We start from the raw sequence: 18786 nt of genomic DNA, 5'->3' as shown, positions 1-18786 counted from the left end.
TCCTTCCAAAAATACAAATAATTAAGTATTCGATATAAAGCAAAAAACCCGTTCACCAAAGATGAACGAGTTTTGTAATAAGTAATCTAATGATTATGCTTCGAATGGAAGGATAGATACATAAGATTTGTTATCTTTTTTCTTTTGGAACTTAACAACTCCTGCTACTCTTGCGTGTAGTGTGTGATCTTTACTGATGTAAACATTTTCACCTGGATTGTGTTTTGAACCTCTTTGTCTAACGATGATGTTCCCAGCAATAGCAGCTTGACCACCAAAAATCTTAACGCCTAGACGTTTTGATTCTGATTCTCTACCATTCTTCGAACTACCGACACCTTTCTTGTGAGCCATGACGTATGAGTTTAAATATTGTTATTATTCTTTAGTAGCTTCTTTTTTTGCTTTTGGAGCTGCTTTTTTTGCTTTTGGAGCTTCTGCTTCAGCAGATACTTCTTCAGCTACAACCGCTTTTTTAGCCGCTGCTTTTTTAGTTCCACCAGCTGCAGTAATACCTTCAATTACAATTTGAGTAAGATATTGTCTGTGACCATTTCTCTTTTTGTATCCTTTTCTTCTTTTCTTTTTGAAAACGATAACTTTGTCTCCTTTTAAGTGTTGTAACACTTTAGCTTCTACTGAAGCACCTTCTATAGCTGGGGCGCCTAAAGTTACATTTCCGTTATCGTCTAATAAAAGAACTTTGTCAAAAGAAACTTTTGAACCTTCTTCGTTAGCCAAACGGTGAACATAAACCTTTAAGTCTTTGCTTACTTTAAATTGTTGCCCTGCTATCTCTACGATTGCATACATACCAAATTGATTTATTGATTTTTAAGGTTGCAAATATACAACTAATAATTTACTGTGCAATCCCTTATTCTAAAAATATTTATTTCTGCTTTATGTCTGTTTTTCAAGGCGTTTCTGCACTCCAAAAAAGCTATTTAGAAGTAAAATACTGTTAAAATTCAATCATTTCATCCCTGTTTTCCTAAATGCTAATTAAAAAAACCTATTTTTGATGTAACGATAATCAACTCTTGACTACCTATTTATTAGGTAAATATAAATTTATTAATCTTTATGAAAAATTCAATCATTATGTTAAGTGCGGCACTAATGCTCGGCGGAGTGGCTCATGCTCAAAAGGTAGCTTTTGAAGAATACAATTTAGACAACGGTATGCACGTCATTTTACACAATGATCCTTCTGCTCCGGTTGTGATTACCTCGGTTATGTACCATGTAGGATCAAAAGACGAACGTCCGGACCGAACGGGTTTTGCACATTTCTTTGAACATTTATTATTTGAAGGAACTAAAAACATCAAACGCGGCGAATGGATGAAGATTGTTACTGCTAATGGAGGTGTAAACAACGCCAACACTACTGACGACAGAACCTATTACTACGAAGTTTTACCTTCGAACAACCTAGAACTTGGCTTATGGATGGAATCGGAAAGATTAATGCATCCGATTATCAATAAAATTGGAGTTGACACTCAAAACGAAGTGGTTAAGGAAGAAAAAAGACTGCGTTATGACAATCAGCCTTATGGAAACATCTTGCCGGTTGTAAAAGAAAATATGTTCAAAAAACATCCGTACCGCTGGACCACTATTGGTTCCATGAAAGATCTGGATGCCGCAACTCTTGAAGAATTTCAGGCATTCAATAAAAAATTCTACACCCCAAACAATGCTGTTTTAGTGGTGGCAGGTGATTTTGACAAAGCCAAAACAAAAGAATGGATTCAGAAATATTTTGCTCCAATTCCAAAAGGAGAAGAATTAAAAAAACAAACTTACGTAGAAGAGCCAATCAATCAGACCATAAAAGCCACTTACGAAGATCCGAACATTCAGATTCCAATGGTAGTTGCTTCGTACAGAACACCATCGATGAAAACCAGAGATGCGAGAGTTCTGGATTTGATTTCTTCTTACTTAAGTGACGGAAAAAGCTCTAAACTGTACAAAAAAATTGTAGACGACAAGAAAATGGCGCTTCAGATTGGAGCAGTAGGATTTAGTCAGGAAGATTACGGAATGTACATTTTATATGGCTTACCAATGGCTCCTAACACAACAGCCGACATCTTAAAAGAAATGGACGAAGAAATTGTAAAAATTCAAACGGACTTAATTTCTGAAAAAGATTATCAAAAATTACAAAACAAATTCGATAATAATTTTGTGAATGCCAATTCAACAGTAGAAGGAATCGCAGAAAATCTGGCTTCTTTCTATCTGCTTTACGGAGATGTTAATTTGATAAATACCGAGATCGACCTTTATCACTCTATCACCAGAGAAGAGATCAGAGAAGTAGCAAAAAAATACCTAAACCCTAACCAGCGTTTAATTTTAGACTATATCCCTTCAACTAAAGCTCAAAACTAAGTCATCGAATCATGAAAAAAATACATACATTTTTAATCCTTTTATTCCTAACTGGAATTATGCAAGCACAAGACCGTCCACAACCAAAACCAGGCAATTCTCCTGTAGTCAACATCAAAAAGCCACAAACTTTTGTTTTGGCGAACGGGATGAAAGTTTTGGTGGTTGAAAATCATAAATTACCAAGAGTAAGCTTTACTCTAACCCTTGATAACGCTCCTTTTGCAGAAGGAAACAAAAAAGGGGTCGACGAATTAACAAGCGCCTTAATTGGTAACGGAACTAAAAAAACAACAAAAGAAGCTTTTAACGAAGAGATCGACTTTTACGGAGCAAATATTAATTTTTCTTCATCAGGAGCTTCCGGAAGTTCACTTTCCAAATATTCAGGACGCGTTCTGGAGCTTTTAGCTGAAGGAGCTTTACAGCCAAACTTCACGCAATCAGAATTTGATAAAGAAAAAGCAAAATTAATCGAAGGACTTAAAGCCGACGAAAAAAGTGTTCCGGCAATTGCCAGCAGAGTTGTTGACGTTTTAGCGTTTGGAAAAAACCATCCATCGGGAGAATATCTTTCAGAAGCAACAGTAAAAAATGTGACTCTTGCTGATGTTCAGTCTAATTATGCGACCTATTTTGTTCCTGAAAATGCTTATTTGGTAATCATCGGTGATGTTAAATTTAAAGAAACGAAAGCTGCTGTAGAAAAACTTTTTAGCGGATGGAAAAAACAGGCTACGCCAAAAAACACCTATCCGGCTCCTGAAAATGCTGCTAAACTTCAAATTGATTTTGTTGACGTTCCAAATGCCGTTCAATCTGAAATTTCATTGGTGAATACGGTGAATTTGAGAATGAGCGATCCTGATTTCTTCCCTGCTGTTATTGCAAATCAAATTTTAGGGGGTGATTTCAACAGTTACCTTAACATGAATCTACGTGAAAAACACGGTTGGACGTATGGCGCAAGATCAAGTATCGACGGAGGAAAATATGTAACTAAATTCAAAGCTTCTTCTGCTGTTAGAAACACGGTTACGGATAGCGCAGTGGTAGAATTCGTAAAAGAAATCAAAAGAATCAGAACTGAAAAAGTTTCTGAAGATATTTTGAAAAATGTAAAAGCGGGATATATTGGACGTTTTGTAATGCAGGTTGAAAAACCACAAACTGTTGCACGATATGCTTTAAACATTGAAACAGAAAAACTTCCTGCCGATTTCTACGAAAAATACATTCAAACCATCAATAGCGTTACTGCCGATGATGTTTATCGTGTTGCCAACAAATATTTCATGCTGGACAATATGAGAATCGTAATTGCCGGAAAAGGATCTGATGTACTAACAGGTTTAGAGAAACTTCAAATTCCGATTTTCTATTTCGATAAATACGGAAATCCTGTTGAAAAACCAGTAACCAAAAAAGAAGTTCCAGCCGGAATTACTGCCAAAACTGTTTTCGAAAACTACCTTAAAGCAATTGGCGGAGAAAAAGTAGTTGCTACTGTAAAAACACTTTCGATGACAGGATCTACCACTATTCCTCAAGCTCCCTCTCCTTTGACTTTTACTTCTAAGTTAGATTCAAAAGGAAAAATGATGGTATCTCTTGCGATGGGACCAATGAATTTAATGAAACAGGTTGTAAATGATAAAGGCGCTTATATCGAGCAACAAGGACAACGTAAAAACCTTGAAGGAAATGATCTTGCCGAAATGAAAGCCAGCGCTGCTCCGTTTGAAGAACTTCAACTTGTAAAAAGAGCCGACTTAAAAGTAGAAAGTATCGAACCAATAAATGGTAAAGATGCCTACGCAATCAAAGACGGTAAAACAACTTATTTCTATGACGTTGCATCAGGATTGAAACTTGCCGAATCAAAAGTTCGTGAACAAGGCGGAAAATCAGCAACGCAAATTACCAACTTCAACGATTATAAAGATGTAAAAGGAGTTAAAATTCCTTTCAATATCGTTCAGAACGTAGGTTTTGAGTTAGACATCAAAATGTCTGATATCAAAATCAACGAAGGAGTTTCTGAGGCAGATTTCTTGTAAGATACTGAGATGCTAAGATACTAAGGTGCTGAGGCGCTAAGATTTTTTTGAGGCTTAGTCAGAGTTTAAAACTTTGACTAAGCCTTTTCTTTTTTTGCCAAACAGAGCGAAGTCGAAGCTTTGTCCGGCTGAGCGAAGTCGAAGTTTTGTCAGACCAAACGAAATCAAAGCTTTGTCCGGCTGAGCGAAGTCGAAGCTATATCAAACTGAGTCAAAATAAAGCTTTGTCAGACCAAACGAAATCAAAGCTTTGTCCGGCTGAGCGAAGTCGAAGCGCCCCCGTTCCAATTGGTACGCCCTTCGACTCCGCTTCCTTCGACTCCGCTCAGGGCGACAAAACAAAACAAAACAAAACAAAAAGAAGGCTGTCAATTACGACAGCCTTTCTTATTTTAATCATTCAACCTCTAAATAAGGACTTAAAATTTCTGCTAATTCATTCAGCCAGTAGAAGCCGTTTTCAAGGCTTGTTTTGTCTGTCTCAAATGTTTCACATTCTCTCATCATACTTAAAGCAAGCAGATAATTTACTTTTCGAATGGTCTTTGCCATAAATTCAGGATCTACCGATTTGTTGAAGAAATCAATCAACTTCAATTCTGTTTCTTTCGAAAGGGTGTTTGTACTCATAATTTAGAACAGTTAGGAAATTAGGAAGCCCGCACACTTTAGGTGTCCTACGCTGTTCAAAGCGTTGCGATTGTTTCCAATATCGCCACCATATTGCACGGGCAAAGTTTTTTTCGTAAATCATAATTAGAACAGTTAGGACCATAAAGATACCTAAAAATTTTAAATGAGTAAGATTTTTCAGTCAAAATTAAACACAAAACATCGCATGTCATTTCGACGAACGAGGCTCGAGCGATAGCGAATAGGCGAAGCAAATCACACCAGAATCCCATCCCAATTATCGTCAATCTTTGTCGAATTACGAGTGTGATTTCTCCCTTCGGTCGAAATGACAACTTCACGATAAATCAATGTCAGGCTGAGCGAAGTCGAAGCCCCCATCCCAATTGTCGTCAATCTTTGTCGAATTACGAGTGTGATTTGCTTCGCCTATTCGCTATCGCTCGAGCCTCCTTCGCCGAAATGACAACTTTGCGATAAATCAATGTCAGGCTGAGCGAAGTCGAAGCCCCGTCCCAATTGGCACCCTTCGACTTCGCTCAGGGCAACATTCGCACAAAATCAAATAACATCTAACCTTTTACAAACAACATTTCACAGCCAAAGTTACTTTTTAGCCGATAAATATACTCCAATCAAAATTATAAAAGCACCAAAAAACTGAATTGGCGTAAGCATTTCGTTATCCAAAAGCCCCCAGAAAAATGCCACAATCGGAATTAAATACGTTACCGAAGTTGCAAATACAGGCGATGAAATTTGGATTAATTTAAAAAACAAAACATTCGCGATTCCGGTTCCAAGAACCCCTAAAATCATGACAAACCAAATAGAATGCTGTGTAACTTCAAGGCTTATTCTTTGCGGAAAATCGGTCGTACTCAGAATAAGCAAAGCCGGAATAAGCAATACCGCAAAATTTCCGGTTGTGATGCTGAGCGAATTTAAATCGGATAAGTATTTTTTAATCAGATTGACATTTATGGCATAACTAAGCGTTGCGATAACCACCAGAATCACATAATAATAATTTTGTCCCGGATGCGAAGACGCTCCGCTTAAAACCAACAATAAACACCCCACCAAACCAATAAAAACGCCTAAAACCTGTCTTTTTTGAAATTGGACTCCAAAAATAAGTATCCCTAAAATCAATGTATTTAGAGGGGTAAGCGAGTTCATAATGGCTACAATTGAACTGTCGACTTCGGTTTCGGCAATGGCAAAAAGAAAAGCCGGTATAAAAGTTCCGAAGAAAGACGTTATGGCGACAAATTTCCACTGACGGCGGGAGATCTTCTTCAAACTTCTGAACCCGACAATCAATAAAAATAAAGCTGCAAAAATAATCCGGAACGAACCTACCTGAACTGCTGTGAGTCCAACCAAACCTCTTTTGATAAGAATAAAAGAACTTCCCCAGATTAGTGAAAGCACCAATAAATAGGCCCACTTTAATTGTTTTGCATCCATAAAACGTATTTTAGTGCAAATTTGTAATAATTTTACGAATTGACCTCTTCCTTTTTACTAATTTTGCAAAGAACATTTTTTCGCAAATTAAAATCTTAAAAATATGAAATTTACAAGAATCATAGCTTCGATTGCTATTGCAGGTTTAGTACTGGTAAGCTGCAAAAAAGAAGAAGATAAAAACCTGGCTAACATCAAAAATATAGAATCAGCTCCAAAAGAACACAAAGCAATTGCCGCTGAAAATGTACAGACTTCAAGTTTTAAAATCGAAGGAATGACTTGCGCAATGGGATGTGCCAAAACGATCGAGAAAGAATTATCGAATCTGGACGGTGTAGAAAAAGCAACCGTTGATTTTGAGAAAAAAACAGCAACTGTGGTATTTGACAAAACAGTTCAAAACCAGGAAAATTTAACCAAGACAGTTCAGGCAACCGGAGACGGCAAAACGTATAAAGTTTTAGATATCAAATCGTAATTTGACGATGGTTCAGTTCTAAAAAGACTGACAAAAAATAAATCTTTAAACAGTAGTAAACTCAGGCTTGCTACTGTTTTTTTTATGAATCATTTCAATACAGCCCTAAAAAACAATGGAACTTAAATTTAGCCACATAGACATTTTAGTTAACGACCTGCAATCGGCATGCGACTATTATGCGAAAATCCTCGGAGCAGAGATCTCAAAAAAATTCACCTGGGAGAGAGATGAATTACACGTTGTATATGCCGTTGTAAAAATTGGTCAGGAAAGATTTATGCTGGTTCAGCCTTTTTCCGGAAATCTAAGGAATTTATTGGAGACAAAAGGCGAAGGAACAATTTATCGCCACTGCTATTCCACTCCCGACATCGAAGCTGCTTTTGACGAATTGGTACAATCAGGTGTACAGCCAGAGGACGAGAACGGAAATCCGCTGTCACGAGAAAGTCTTAACACTCCAAGTGGTGTTAGAATCATCTGGCTTCCGAAACGTTTTGGAGAATTCTCGATTGAAATCCTTGAAGAATCAGGACTTCAACAATTTATGAATGAAGCTTTTTCTGCTTCCTAAGTTGTGGAAAATAAAATTTGAAATCAATATCGCGTAAGCCTGCTCTTGCCCTTTCAGGGCAATACTCCCCATTTATTTAGTTCATAGTGCGTTGCACTATGCTCGTTTTTCTTTTGGGCTTTCAGCCCGCTTCATCCGCAATTTTTATACCTGATCGTAAATTTTCTCAGTCCACAGGTTTACGGATTGATCCAAAATTAGGTCTTTAAAAACTTAAAAAGATTTTCAAATAAATTGCCTTTTAATTTATATTTGTTGAAGACTCATAAATTCAGAGGTGTTTGTAAGTCTACTTATTTTTCACCTATCACATTCGTATATTAATGCACGAACAAAACTCTCGCACCAGCAGAAATAAGTCTATTAAATAGACTATAAGGACAACCGAAAATAAATGAATAACAATGGATTTAATTGAAATAATTTCAGGAAGATATTTAATTGAAATTTTGGGAGCCTGTGTAAGATTCACTTATTTAAATACAATAATTCTTTTTAAAAAAGACGATTTTATTACCTTCTCAGGAATATGGTCTCCCAAGGGAAATAAAAATAAAAAAGATGCTAATAGCGAAAGAAATCATATGATAGGGGTAATTTTTCTGGGAGGAATTGTGTTTCTTTTAATAATCCTTACATCATTTTGAATATAACTCACACTAGCTAACAGAATCACCCCAACACTGCGCGAAATCTCCCGACTTGATAATCATACTATATTTTGTTTTGCAATAGTTTTTTTATTTTTCTTTGTGAAACATTGGAACAGGTACAAAATTGGGAGACTTCACCAGCAAATGATTCCTAATTGCAAGTAATAAAACTCGGGGGCCATATCGTGTAAATCTGCTTTTGCCCCTTCAGGGCAATACTCCCCATTTATTTAGTTCATAGTGCGTTGCACTATGCTCGTTTTTCTTTTGGGCTTTCAGCCCGCTTCATCCGCAATTTTTATACCTGATCGTAAATTTTCTCAGTCCACAGATTTTCAGACTAACCCAAAATTCAGCCTTTACAAACCCAAAAAGACTTTCAAATAAAATGCCCCCAAATAGTATTTAACTTTTTGAGGGCAGTATAAAATCAAGTCTATCGTTTATTTCCACTTTAATGTTTCCATTAGTCTTTGCATATCATTTCGAATATAACTCGCAGCCGGCATAACCGAATCGAAATTAGGCTTCGCATAAAAATAAACCGATCCTGTGATAAAGTGTTTTGTACTGTCTGTAACGTAAAATTGTGAGTTTGTAGCGGCATTTCCGTCTACGCGGTAAAACATTCCGTAAACCTTTTTTTGAGGGTTTAAATAAGGCTGTTCTAAAATATCATCTGCTTTAATAACATGCTCGTAGGTTAACTTCTGAGCATCTTTGAGCAATTTCACAATATCTCCATGTACCGGCTTATAAGTGAGGTAAATTGTAGCTTTCATCTTTGGATAGGTAATCGCAAATCCGCAATTTTTCTCTCCTTTGATTACGGCCGCTTCATTCATTTCAAAAGTAAAAGGGCAATTGTTTTCAAAACCTACATATTTGGCTTCAGGATAGTCCAAACGAAGGAAACCGGCAGGTTTTGGCACTACATCCTCCTTACAACTTAAAACAGTCAATGCCAGTAAAATTGTTGCTAGTGAAATGGTCTTTTTTAGCATTCTTAATCTATTGTTACTTTTATTTGTTTTACACGTTTCTTATCCACTGTTTCTATAGTAAAAACACAGTTTTCGAACGCTATTTTCTGATCTTTTTTAGGAAAATTACCCAAAATCTCTAAAATGAATCCGGCCAATGTCTCGGCTTCACCTTTATGAGATTCAAAGATTTCTTCATTAACCGCTACGATTCTGTAAAAATCCTTGAGATTAATTTTTCCTTCAAAAAGAAAATTCTTTTCATCTATCTGAGAGAAATTCAGATTCTCGTCGTCAAACTCATCACTAATATCCCCTACAATCTCCTCAATAACGTCTTCCAGAGAGACTAATCCTGACGTTCCGCCATATTCATCCACCACTATCGCCAAATGGCTTTTAAGGCTCTGAAAATCCTTCAATAAATTATCCAGCTTCTTGTTCTCCGGAACAAAAAATGCTTTTCTGATTAAAGAGGTCCAGTCAAATTCTTCCTTATCAATATGCGGCAACAAATCCTTGACAAACAAAACGCCTTCTATCTGGTCTATATTGTCGCGATATACCGGAATTCTCGAAAAGCCTTTTTCTATTATTTTAGGACAAATCCCGGAAAAAGGTTCTGACATTTCTAAAGCAAAAATATCAATTCTTGGGCTCATGACCTGCTTTGTATCAGTATTACCAAAAGATACGATCCCTTCCAGTATTTTTTGCTCTTCTGTTGACGTACCTTGTGAATCTGTCAATTCTAAGGCTTGTGAAAGTTGATTTACAGAGAAATTATTCTTCTGTTTCCCCAATTTATGATGCAAATATAGCGTAACACTTCGCATCGGCAAACTGATTGGCGTGAGTAATTTATCTAATACAGCCAATGGATAGGCAGTTCGTTTTGCAAATTTTACATTGTTACGGCTGGCATAAACTTTAGGAAGTACTTCCCCGAACAACAAGATTAGCGAAGTAACCAGAACAATCTCAAGAATAAACTTAAGGGCCGGCGACTCTATGTTTCCAAAAATATTCCGGCCTGTAAAGGAAAACAGAATAACGGTTGCGATATTAAAAAGATTATTAGCCACTAATAAGGTCGCGAGAAGTTTCTTAGGCCTGTCCAAAAGGTCGGAAATAATTTTTCCTTTTGAATGATTCTCCTGCAAGGTGTCGTCGATATCTTTTTGAGACAAAGAGAAAAGTGCCACTTCGGCACCTGAAACTATCGCTGATAAAAACAGCAAAATAAATATTCCGACAAAGCCAATTATCAAATTGATGTCTACTGTCGTATTAAGAAACAAACTGGGCTCCGGGTCCAAATTAAAAAGAATTAGTTATACATTCAAAAAGGCAGATCATTTATAGGTAAGCCTTCATTTGCTGCGTCAAAGTTAGTGTTTTTTGGTGACTCACTGTCCTGGTTAGGCTTATGATTTCCGGTTTCTTTTTTGGTATTCAAGAAAGTAAACTCAGTCACCTGAATTTCTGTGGTATATTTTGTAGTACCGTCTTCAGCTTGCCATTGACGTGATTTTATACGTCCTTCAATAAATATCTTGTCTCCTTTCGACAAATATTTCTCGCAAATTTCGGCCGCTTTATTACGTACAACTAAATTGTGCCATTCGGTTGAAGTTATTTTTTCATTGGTCGTTTTATTGATATACACTTCGTTTGTAGCCAATTGAAAACGTCCGATGCAGTTTCCTCCCTCAAAATAATGCATTTTTACATCATCGCCTAAATGGCCGATTAACATCACTTTATTTAATGTTCCGTTCATAGTTTTTTAGTGGTATTTATCCCAAAGATACATTTTTTTAGCAAATTATTTCCTGCTTTTCCAGAAAATTGTGAATCACAATTGGAAAAGGAAAAACATTTAACTCACTAGCTTTCAAGCCATTTTCTATTAAACCCTCAATTCTAACCCTCCAGAACTGTATGTGCAGATGTTGGTGCGAAAGTTTATGAATAACAGTACTTTCGGCATAATCTTCTATACCTATAATTGTATACGACGAAAAAACAGTGTCTGTAACTGCTTTCGAAACTACATCAAAGTCTACGATTTTATCCGTTTCCCAAAGCGGAAACTCATACAGATTGTGCCAGATTCCTTTTGCCGTTCTTTTTTGAAGTATAGTATTTCCTAAAGCATCTTCTACAATGAGATAATTAAAGAAACGATTGGTTACTTTTACTTTCTTAGATTTAACAGGCAAAACGGCTACCTTTTTCTTTTGTAATGCTGCACAGCTATCATTAAAGTCACAAACCGTACAATCAGGACTTTTAGGCACGCATTGTAAAGCTCCGAACTCCATTATCGCCTGATTAAAAATAGCAGGGTTATCCTTTGGCATTAATTCATAAGCCAGTTCGGTAAACTCTTTTTTCGTTGCAGGCGAAGCGATATCAGATTCAATATCAAAATAACGAGAAAGCACTCTGAATACATTTCCATCCACTACAGGAACAGTCTCATTATAAGAAAAGGAGGCAATTGCTGCAGCCGTGTATTCTCCAACACCTTTTAATTTTAAAAGTTCTTTATAGCTAGGAGGAAAAACACCGTTGAGCTCATTGGCGACATATTGAGCCGTTTTATGCAAATTTCGGGCACGGGAATAATACCCTAATCCCTGCCAAAGTTTCAAAACCTGCTCTTCTGAAGCATTTGCTAAATCATATACGGTAGGAAATTCCTTCGTAAAAGCAAAAAAATAGGGTGTTCCTTGCGCAACTCGAGTCTGTTGCAACATAATTTCTGAGAGCCAAATATGGTATGGATTGGTCGTTTTACGCCATGGCAAATCACGTTTGTTTTGTAAATACCATTTTATCAACACGTTAGAAAAATTCATTGCAAAATACTTAGAATACAAAAGTAAATGTTTATGTAATTAAAATTTAACGATTTAGCTTGATTAATTATTTTTTTAATTCTTATATTTGCAAACTCAAAAAAATAGTACACCATTTATAAAATAAAATAGGAAAGAAAATGACGAAAGCAGATATCGTAGCGAAAATTTCGGAGAAACTAGGTCTTGAAAAAGGAGATGTTCAAGCAACAGTTGAAACTTTTATGGAAGAAGTTAAAACTTCACTAGAAACTGGAGACAATGTTTACCTAAGAGGTTTTGGAAGTTTTATTGTAAAAACAAGAGCTGAAAAAACTGGTAGAAACATTTCTAAAAACACTACTATCAAAATTCCAGCACACAATATTCCTGCGTTTAAACCTGCAAAAGTTTTTGTAGAAGGAGTAAAAACAAATAACGAAGCAAAGTAATACTATTAATTAATTATAAAATCGACACGATATGCCAAGTGGTAAAAAAAGAAAGAGACATAAGGTAGCTACTCACAAACGTAAAAAAAGAGCGAGAGCTAACCGTCACAAGAAGAAAAAGTAGTTTTAAACTACTTTTTTCTTTTTAAACGTTCATTGAAATTGGAATTGAGTCTCAGTAAACAGTCACAGTTTGCAGCCTAAAACTGTTAACTGCTACTGCTAACTGCTTACAAAAATTCCCCCGGGTTCAATACCTGTTAAAAATATTGTTTAATCCATCCTTACAATTAGGCCTTAAGCTATAAGCTTTAAGCTTTAAGCAAATTTATTTTGCCTATTGCCTACTGCCTACTGCCTATTGCTAGAAAGTTCGGATAAAAATTTACAGTGTGAATAAAGAATTAATCATTAGATCTAGTTCTGAAGCCGTAGATTTTGCCTTATTAAAAGATGGAAAACTAATTGAATTACACAAAGAAGAAGAGAAAAGCAACTTTCAGGTTGGTGATATTTTTATTGCTAAAATCCGAAAACCAGTTGCCGGACTTAATGCTGCTTTTGTAAATGTAGGCTTCGAAAAAGACGCTTTTTTACATTATCACGACTTAGGTCCAAACTTAGCTTCTCAACTGAAATTCATAAAACTTGTAAGCGCAGGTAAAATAAAAGATTTCTCCCTAAAAACCTTTCAGTTTGAAAAAGAGATTGACAAAGATGGCATCATTACTGATATTTTAAGTGCCAATCAATCTGTTTTAGTTCAAGTTGTAAAAGAACCTATCTCGACCAAAGGGCCAAGGATAAGCGCTGAGCTTTCACTGGCAGGAAGATTTATTGTTCTCGTTCCGTTTTCTGACCGTGTTTCTATTTCTCAAAAAATAGAAGACAAAAAAGAAAAGGATCGTCTAAAAAAACTTGTTCTATCGATCAAACCTAAAGGATTTGGTGTTATTGTTCGCACAGTAGCCGAAGGCAAAAACGTAGCCGAATTAGAAAAAGATTTGCAGAACCTGCTTGGCAGATGGACTGCAATGTGTAAAAAATTACCAACTGCTCATCATCCCTCAAAAGTATTAGGAGAACTCAACAGAGCTTCTTCCATATTAAGAGACGTTTTCAACGATACCTTTAGTGGTATTCAAATAGATGATGAAGAGTTGTACCATCAAACGAAGGAATATCTGCAAGAAATTGCACCTTCAAAACAATCGATTGTTAAGTTTTATCAATCAAATGACACTCCAATTTTTGAGAAATACAATATAGAGAGACAAATCAAAACTTCTTTTGGAAGAACCGTCTCCATGAGTAAAGGTGCTTATCTTATTATCGAACATACTGAAGCTCTTCACGTTATAGACGTAAATAGCGGAAATCGTTCGAATAAAGCAACCAACCAGGAAGACACTGCTATGGAAGTGAATATGATTGCCGCCGCCGAAATTGCCAGACAACTTCGTTTGCGTGATATGGGCGGAATAATCGTAGTTGATTTTATCGATATGTCTAATCCAGAAAACAGGAAGGTTTTGTTCGACTTCTTGCGAGAAGAAATGAGCGACGATAAAGCAAAGCATAAAATCTTACCGCCTAGTAAATTTGGTTTAGTTCAAATTACCAGACAACGCGTAAGACCAGAAGTTAATATTAAAACCAGAGAAGAAGATCCGAACAATGAACATGGCGAAATTGAAGCGCCAATTTTAATCATTGATAAAATCTCATCTGATTTAGATAGAATTCTAAAAACCCACAAAAGTGTTGTGCTTAACGTACATCCGTTTGTGGCTGCATACCTCAGTAAAGGTTTTCCATCATTACGTTCAAAATGGTTTTTTGAACATAAGAAATGGGTGAAAATCATACCTCGTGACGCTTACACGTACTTAGAATACCATTTCTATGATAAAAAAGGAAATGTTATTTCAGAATAAAAACAAAACCGTCTCGTTTTTTTAACGAGACGGTTTTTTTATGCTTTTTCGCGAACCTAAACTGTAAACCTTATTAAACAAGTATAACATCCTAAATAGATCCCTAAAAAACAATAGATAATATATTATCCAATATAGTATAAATTTTGTATATTTAGCTAATATTTTAGCCAAAATGAAAAACTACTCCATCAACAAAACACCTAGTCAGGTTCAAAGTGAATTAGCCGAGCAATTCAGAAAGTTCAGAAAAAGCAAAAAAATAGCACAATCTGAATTAGCCAATAAATCTGGCGTTTCCCTGGGAAGTATCAAGCGTTTTGAGCAAACTGGGCAAATCTCACTAGAATCTCTATTAAAACTCGCCCACCTCTTTGATCGATTAGAGGATTTCAATTCTATATTTAAAATTGACACCAATTTAAAAGAAATTGAAAAATTATTTAAACCTTAATTATGCAAAATACTTCAAAAGTAAAAACCTTTTTAAATCTTGGAAGCCATAAGACAGAAATAGGTGATTTAGTGCAAAATAAAAACAAAATCTATTTCAAATACCATCCCGATTTTATAGAAGGCGGCTTAGAAATTTCACCCTTTAAAATGAAATTATCCAGAGAAATCCTCACTCCGAACGAACTTCATTTTGACGGACTTTTTGGTGTTTTCTCTGATTCTATTCCTGATGGATGGGGGAAATTACTGCTTGACAGAAAATTACTCTCTGAAGGAATCAGCTTAAATAGTATAACAGCATTAGACCGATTAACTTTTATTGATAATAATAGCATTGGAGCCATTTCATATGAGCCAGAACATGAAAACACAAACAGCCTTTCAAGTAACATTGATTTAGATCATATTTCAGATGAAATAACAACTATTCTAAACGGAACTTCTGAAGAAATAATAGAAGAACTGTTTCAACTTGGAGGCTCATCCGGTGGAGCAAGACCCAAAATCTTAGTAGGCTTTAATTCCAAAACAGAACAACTATTTTATGGAAAATCTGATTTACCGGATGATTTCGAACATTGGATCATTAAATTCCCTTCTTCTAATGATTTGCCAGACATCGCATTAATTGAATACGCTTACAATAAAATGGCGCAAAATGCAGGAATTGAAGTCAACGAATTTCGCTTATTCAAAAGTAAAAAAGGCAATTATTTTTTTGGCTGTAAGCGTTTTGACAGAATAAAGAATGAAAAAATCCACCTTCACTCTGTGTCAGGATTATTACATGACAACTACAGAATGAGCACTTTAGATTACGGACATTTAATGGATTGTGCATTTATATTAGAAAAAGACTTTAATGCCTATGCCAAAGTATTACGATTGGCTACTTTTAATGTTTTGGCACATAACAGAGACGATCATAGCAAAAATTTCTCTTTTCTGATGAATAAAAATGGAGATTGGAAATTTTCACCTGCTTATGACCTGACTTTTTCTAATTCCTCATACGGGCTTCATAGTACAACTGTAGCCGGAGAAAGCAAAAACCCCGGACTAAAGCAACTACATGAATTAGCGAGACATTTTGGTGTTAAAAATGCGAATCAAATTTTTGAAGAAGTAAGTCAATCCTTGAGTCTGTTCGAAAAAATAGCATCTTCCTTAGATATCAGCAAAAGCTCTGTCAAACTAATAAAAAGCAATTTATTAGTTTAATCCCATTTTTCAAAAAAATCAAATGTCCGTCTGCGCAAAGTCAAAGATACACCAGGAAAAACTTCTATCCCTCTCAGACAGGCAGAAAACATCCTGATCTCTAATTGGTTTTTAGAATTTAAACTTTGCCCTTCCTTTTACTCCCTCACAATTTCAATTTTTCGTCTGATTTCATTGCCAGAAGCATCTACTACTGTGATATAATGCGTTCCTGAAGTAGGCGTAACCGGCAATTCGTGAAAAGTTTTTGTGGTGGCTTTATAAACGTCATCCACGTACCAAAAAAGCTCTTTTTCTCTTTCGGAATAGGCTACTTTTAAAATCACGGGCTGAACTTTGCTATTAAAATCTTTGGTTAAATAAATTTTACCATTGGTTTTGGGATAAATAAAATCCATTGTTGTGGTTTGTGTACCCTGACAGCCTTCTTTAAACGGAGGCAAAGGCGAGTACTCAATATGCTGGCTTTTGTAATACCATGCCATAACCGGAGGCAGAACAAACCAGTTTTTTGTCACCATATTATCAATACTCTCACAACTGCTGTTTACCTGAAATTGTCCGGTTATATCGAGATGAACCGTTTTGTGATACGGACAAACGCTGGTCGACTTCCCTTTTTTGGGAACCCATTGCTTTATTTTCGGACAGCCGTCTTTGGCCAAATAACCGCTTAAACGACAAACCTCAACTTCTGCTAAATCTTTATAAGGCGTTTGAAACCATCTTTGTCTTGGCAGTAAATTAAAAACATCAAATAAAATCGGTGCGGCACTTGTAACTCCTGTTAAAGTAGGCCTCCCCTCACCTGTTGCATTCCCAACCCAGATTCCCACCACATATCTTGAATTTGTACCAATTGCCCAGGCATCGCGATTACCAAAACTGGTTCCGGTTTTCCAGGCAATTTTAAGCGAGCTGTCGTAAAACTTCCAGGCTTCATCTCCTTCCGGCCTGTTGACCTCTTCCATGGCGTTGTAAGCCGCCCAAATTGATCCGGCACCCAAGATATTCTTCTGATCACTTTCGGAGCCAAAATCGGGCTCAAAATTGCTCTTATAATTTAATTCCGTAAATTCATTCGTTCGGTATTGAGCCTGATTCTTAACATAATAATTTAGTGTAGAAGACAAATTTGCATACGTTCGGCATAGATCCCACAAATTGCTTTCGGCTCCTCCTAAAATAAGGGATAATCCATAATGATCGGGTGTTTTATTGATATCCTTCAATTTAAATTTCTGCAATTCCTCATAAAATTTATTCACGCCAAACTCCTGCAGCATCAAAACCGACGGGATATTGAGAGAGCGCGACAAAGCCCGATGTGCCGGCACTGCTCCGTCAAAGGTCAGATTGAAATTTTGCGGAGTATACCCGGCAATCTGCGTTGGAATATCGGCAACTAAAGTATTCGGCAATAATTCACCATCGTCCAGCATTCCGGCATATAAAAGAGGTTTCAAGATACTCCCTGTACTTCTGGGTGCGTCAATAATATCAACATCTTTTTGATGGTCTTTATCGGTTGGAGCATTCCCTACGTAACTGATTACATTTCGATTGGAAACATCAATGACCAAAATCGCCAGATTGTATACTTCATTCTGTTTGTATTGATTGTAATAATATCTTGCAATTTGATTGACTCTGTTTTGCAGCGCATAATCAATCGTAGTCTTTACCCTTGTTCCTTCCTGATCTTTAGCGGCTCTTTGCAATAAATGAGGCGCTATCTGAGGCAAATCATACGGTTTTTGAGGCAAAGGTTCTTCAATAGCAAGTTCATACGTTTGCTGATCGATTACGCCTTCTTTATGCAGTTTAAGAAGAAGTCGGTTTCGCTTGTTCAATAATTTGATCTGATTTTTTCCCGGATAGATTAGACTCGGTGCATTAGGTAAAACTGCCAAAGTAGCGTTCTCTGCCCATGATAATTGATTGGACTGAACGCCAAAATAACGCCACGAGGCCATTTCGAGCCCGACAACATTGCCTCCAAACGGAGCATGGGCCGCATACAACTCGAGAATTTCATCTTTAGAATAGCCTAACTCCAATCGCGTGGCGAGAATCATTTCAATCAATTTTTCAAAATAGGTTCTTCCTTTTCCTTTTCGGGACAATCGGATGACTTGTTGCGTCAGTGTGCTTCCTCCGCGAACTACTTTTCCTGCTTTTTGGTTTTGTTTGATGGCATTTACCATCGCAACCGGATTAAAACCGGGGTGTTTATAGAAATACTCGTCTTCAAAATAAACAATACATTTTTTGAATTTATCCGGTACACTATCCTGTGCCGGAAAACGCCATTGCCCATCAGGAGCAATTTTAGCTCCCAGCAGTTCTCCTTCTTTACTTTCGATAACCGTTGAGTACGGCTCTTTAAACAATGTTCGGGGAATGGAGAAATAATAAATCAGCAAAAGCACAAATGCAATTGCTGATTTTATTTTGTTCTTTTTGATCCAGTTTATAATGCGTTGAAGAAACGCTTTCAATTTATTTTTCAATCTTGTAATTATTTAACCGCAAAGGCGCTAAGTTATTCGCTAAGTCCGCAAAGTTTTTTTGCTCGCAGATTCCACAGATTTAGCAGATTTTA

General features: G+C 36.4%; 18 protein-coding genes. 9 read left to right on the top strand and 9 right to left on the bottom strand.

Translation table 11 applies throughout. From position 1 onward, the window contains the following. Positions 1-93: 93 nt before the first annotated feature. The gene (gene rpmA, locus LNQ34_RS11020; protein WP_017497241.1) at positions 94-354 is read right to left on the bottom strand and encodes a 50S ribosomal protein L27; all 261 of its coding nucleotides are present in this window, start codon (positions 352-354) and stop codon (positions 94-96) included. Positions 355-378: 24 nt separating this feature from the next. Further along, positions 379-813 (bottom strand): 50S ribosomal protein L21, encoded by a 435-nt coding sequence (gene rplU / locus LNQ34_RS11015; protein ID WP_070905843.1) that lies wholly within the window; start codon positions 811-813, stop codon positions 379-381. A 273-nt stretch (positions 814-1086) separates the two neighbouring features. On the opposite strand from rplU, the gene LNQ34_RS11010 reads away from it, so the two are divergent. Together LNQ34_RS11010 and LNQ34_RS11005 are read left to right on the top strand one after the other, a co-directional pair. Further along, a complete protein-coding gene (locus tag LNQ34_RS11010) occupies positions 1087-2409 on the top strand; it encodes a M16 family metallopeptidase (protein ID WP_017497243.1) in 1323 nt (440 codons plus the stop codon). A gap of 11 nt (positions 2410-2420) precedes the next feature. After that, positions 2421-4469 (top strand): M16 family metallopeptidase, encoded by a 2049-nt coding sequence (locus tag LNQ34_RS11005; protein WP_229999709.1) that lies wholly within the window; start codon positions 2421-2423, stop codon positions 4467-4469. Positions 4470-4865: 396 nt separating this feature from the next. On the opposite strand, the gene LNQ34_RS11000 is transcribed toward LNQ34_RS11005, so the two are convergent. After that, positions 4866-5099 (bottom strand): hypothetical protein, encoded by a 234-nt coding sequence (locus tag LNQ34_RS11000; protein WP_202702531.1) that lies wholly within the window; start codon positions 5097-5099, stop codon positions 4866-4868. A 609-nt stretch (positions 5100-5708) separates the two neighbouring features. Then, a complete protein-coding gene (locus tag LNQ34_RS10995; RefSeq protein ID WP_229999708.1) occupies positions 5709-6575 on the bottom strand; it encodes a DMT family transporter in 867 nt (288 codons plus the stop codon). Between the two features lie 103 nt (positions 6576-6678). Between LNQ34_RS10995 and LNQ34_RS10990 the strand changes: the two genes are divergently transcribed. The 3 genes from LNQ34_RS10990 (at position 6679) to LNQ34_RS10980 (ending at position 8280) form a co-directional block, all read left to right on the top strand. Then, positions 6679-7056 carry a heavy-metal-associated domain-containing protein gene (locus LNQ34_RS10990; RefSeq protein ID WP_017497247.1) on the top strand — a complete coding sequence of 126 codons (378 nt, stop codon included), beginning with the start codon at positions 6679-6681 and terminating at the stop codon, positions 7054-7056. 115 nt (positions 7057-7171) lie between these two features. Further along, positions 7172-7633, top strand: a complete 462-nt coding sequence (locus tag LNQ34_RS10985) for a VOC family protein (RefSeq protein ID WP_229999706.1) — start codon at positions 7172-7174, stop codon at positions 7631-7633. 404 nt (positions 7634-8037) lie between these two features. Continuing rightward, a complete protein-coding gene (locus LNQ34_RS10980; RefSeq protein WP_229999705.1) occupies positions 8038-8280 on the top strand; it encodes a hypothetical protein in 243 nt (80 codons plus the stop codon). Between the two features lie 449 nt (positions 8281-8729). Here the strand turns inward: LNQ34_RS10980 and gldD are convergent, their stop codons facing one another. From gldD to mutY, 4 genes are read right to left on the bottom strand one after another with little or no spacing between them, the layout of a single operon-like run. Then, positions 8730-9290, bottom strand: coding sequence for a gliding motility lipoprotein GldD (gene gldD / locus LNQ34_RS10975; protein ID WP_229999703.1), 561 nt, complete (start codon positions 9288-9290; stop codon positions 8730-8732). Between the two features lie 2 nt (positions 9291-9292). Beyond that, complete coding sequence (locus LNQ34_RS10970) at positions 9293-10588, bottom strand: gliding motility-associated protein GldE (protein WP_229999701.1); 1296 nt, start codon at positions 10586-10588, stop codon at positions 9293-9295. 23 nt (positions 10589-10611) lie between these two features. Further along, the gene (locus tag LNQ34_RS10965; RefSeq protein ID WP_017497251.1) at positions 10612-11052 is read right to left on the bottom strand and encodes a single-stranded DNA-binding protein; all 441 of its coding nucleotides are present in this window, start codon (positions 11050-11052) and stop codon (positions 10612-10614) included. 37 nt (positions 11053-11089) lie between these two features. After that, on the bottom strand, positions 11090-12136 hold the full coding sequence (mutY, locus tag LNQ34_RS10960; protein WP_229999699.1) for an A/G-specific adenine glycosylase: 1047 nt from the start codon (positions 12134-12136) through the stop codon (positions 11090-11092). A 140-nt stretch (positions 12137-12276) separates the two neighbouring features. Here mutY and LNQ34_RS10955 point away from each other — a divergent pair, with 140 nt between their 5' ends. The 4 genes from LNQ34_RS10955 (at position 12277) to LNQ34_RS10940 (ending at position 16181) form a co-directional block, all read left to right on the top strand. Then, entirely contained in the window at positions 12277-12567 is a 291-nt protein-coding gene (locus LNQ34_RS10955) for an HU family DNA-binding protein (RefSeq protein WP_007805026.1), read from the top strand. 392 nt (positions 12568-12959) lie between these two features. Next, positions 12960-14504, top strand: a complete 1545-nt coding sequence (locus LNQ34_RS10950) for an Rne/Rng family ribonuclease (protein WP_202702537.1) — start codon at positions 12960-12962, stop codon at positions 14502-14504. Between the two features lie 175 nt (positions 14505-14679). Continuing rightward, positions 14680-14958, top strand: coding sequence for a helix-turn-helix domain-containing protein (locus tag LNQ34_RS10945; RefSeq protein WP_202702538.1), 279 nt, complete (start codon positions 14680-14682; stop codon positions 14956-14958). Between the two features lie 2 nt (positions 14959-14960). Continuing rightward, positions 14961-16181 (top strand): type II toxin-antitoxin system HipA family toxin, encoded by a 1221-nt coding sequence (locus tag LNQ34_RS10940; RefSeq protein WP_229999698.1) that lies wholly within the window; start codon positions 14961-14963, stop codon positions 16179-16181. A gap of 137 nt (positions 16182-16318) precedes the next feature. Here LNQ34_RS10940 and pbpC read toward each other — a convergent pair whose 3' ends face one another. Further along, entirely contained in the window at positions 16319-18694 is a 2376-nt protein-coding gene (gene pbpC / locus LNQ34_RS10935) for a penicillin-binding protein 1C (protein WP_229999696.1), read from the bottom strand. Between the last annotated feature and the right edge of the window lie 92 nt (positions 18695-18786).

The organism is Flavobacterium lipolyticum, assembly GCF_020905335.1.
Taxonomy (GTDB): domain Bacteria; phylum Bacteroidota; class Bacteroidia; order Flavobacteriales; family Flavobacteriaceae; genus Flavobacterium; species Flavobacterium lipolyticum.
The sequence above is the reverse complement of the archived record's forward strand: the minus strand, read 5'-3'. Positions and strand labels throughout refer to the sequence as shown.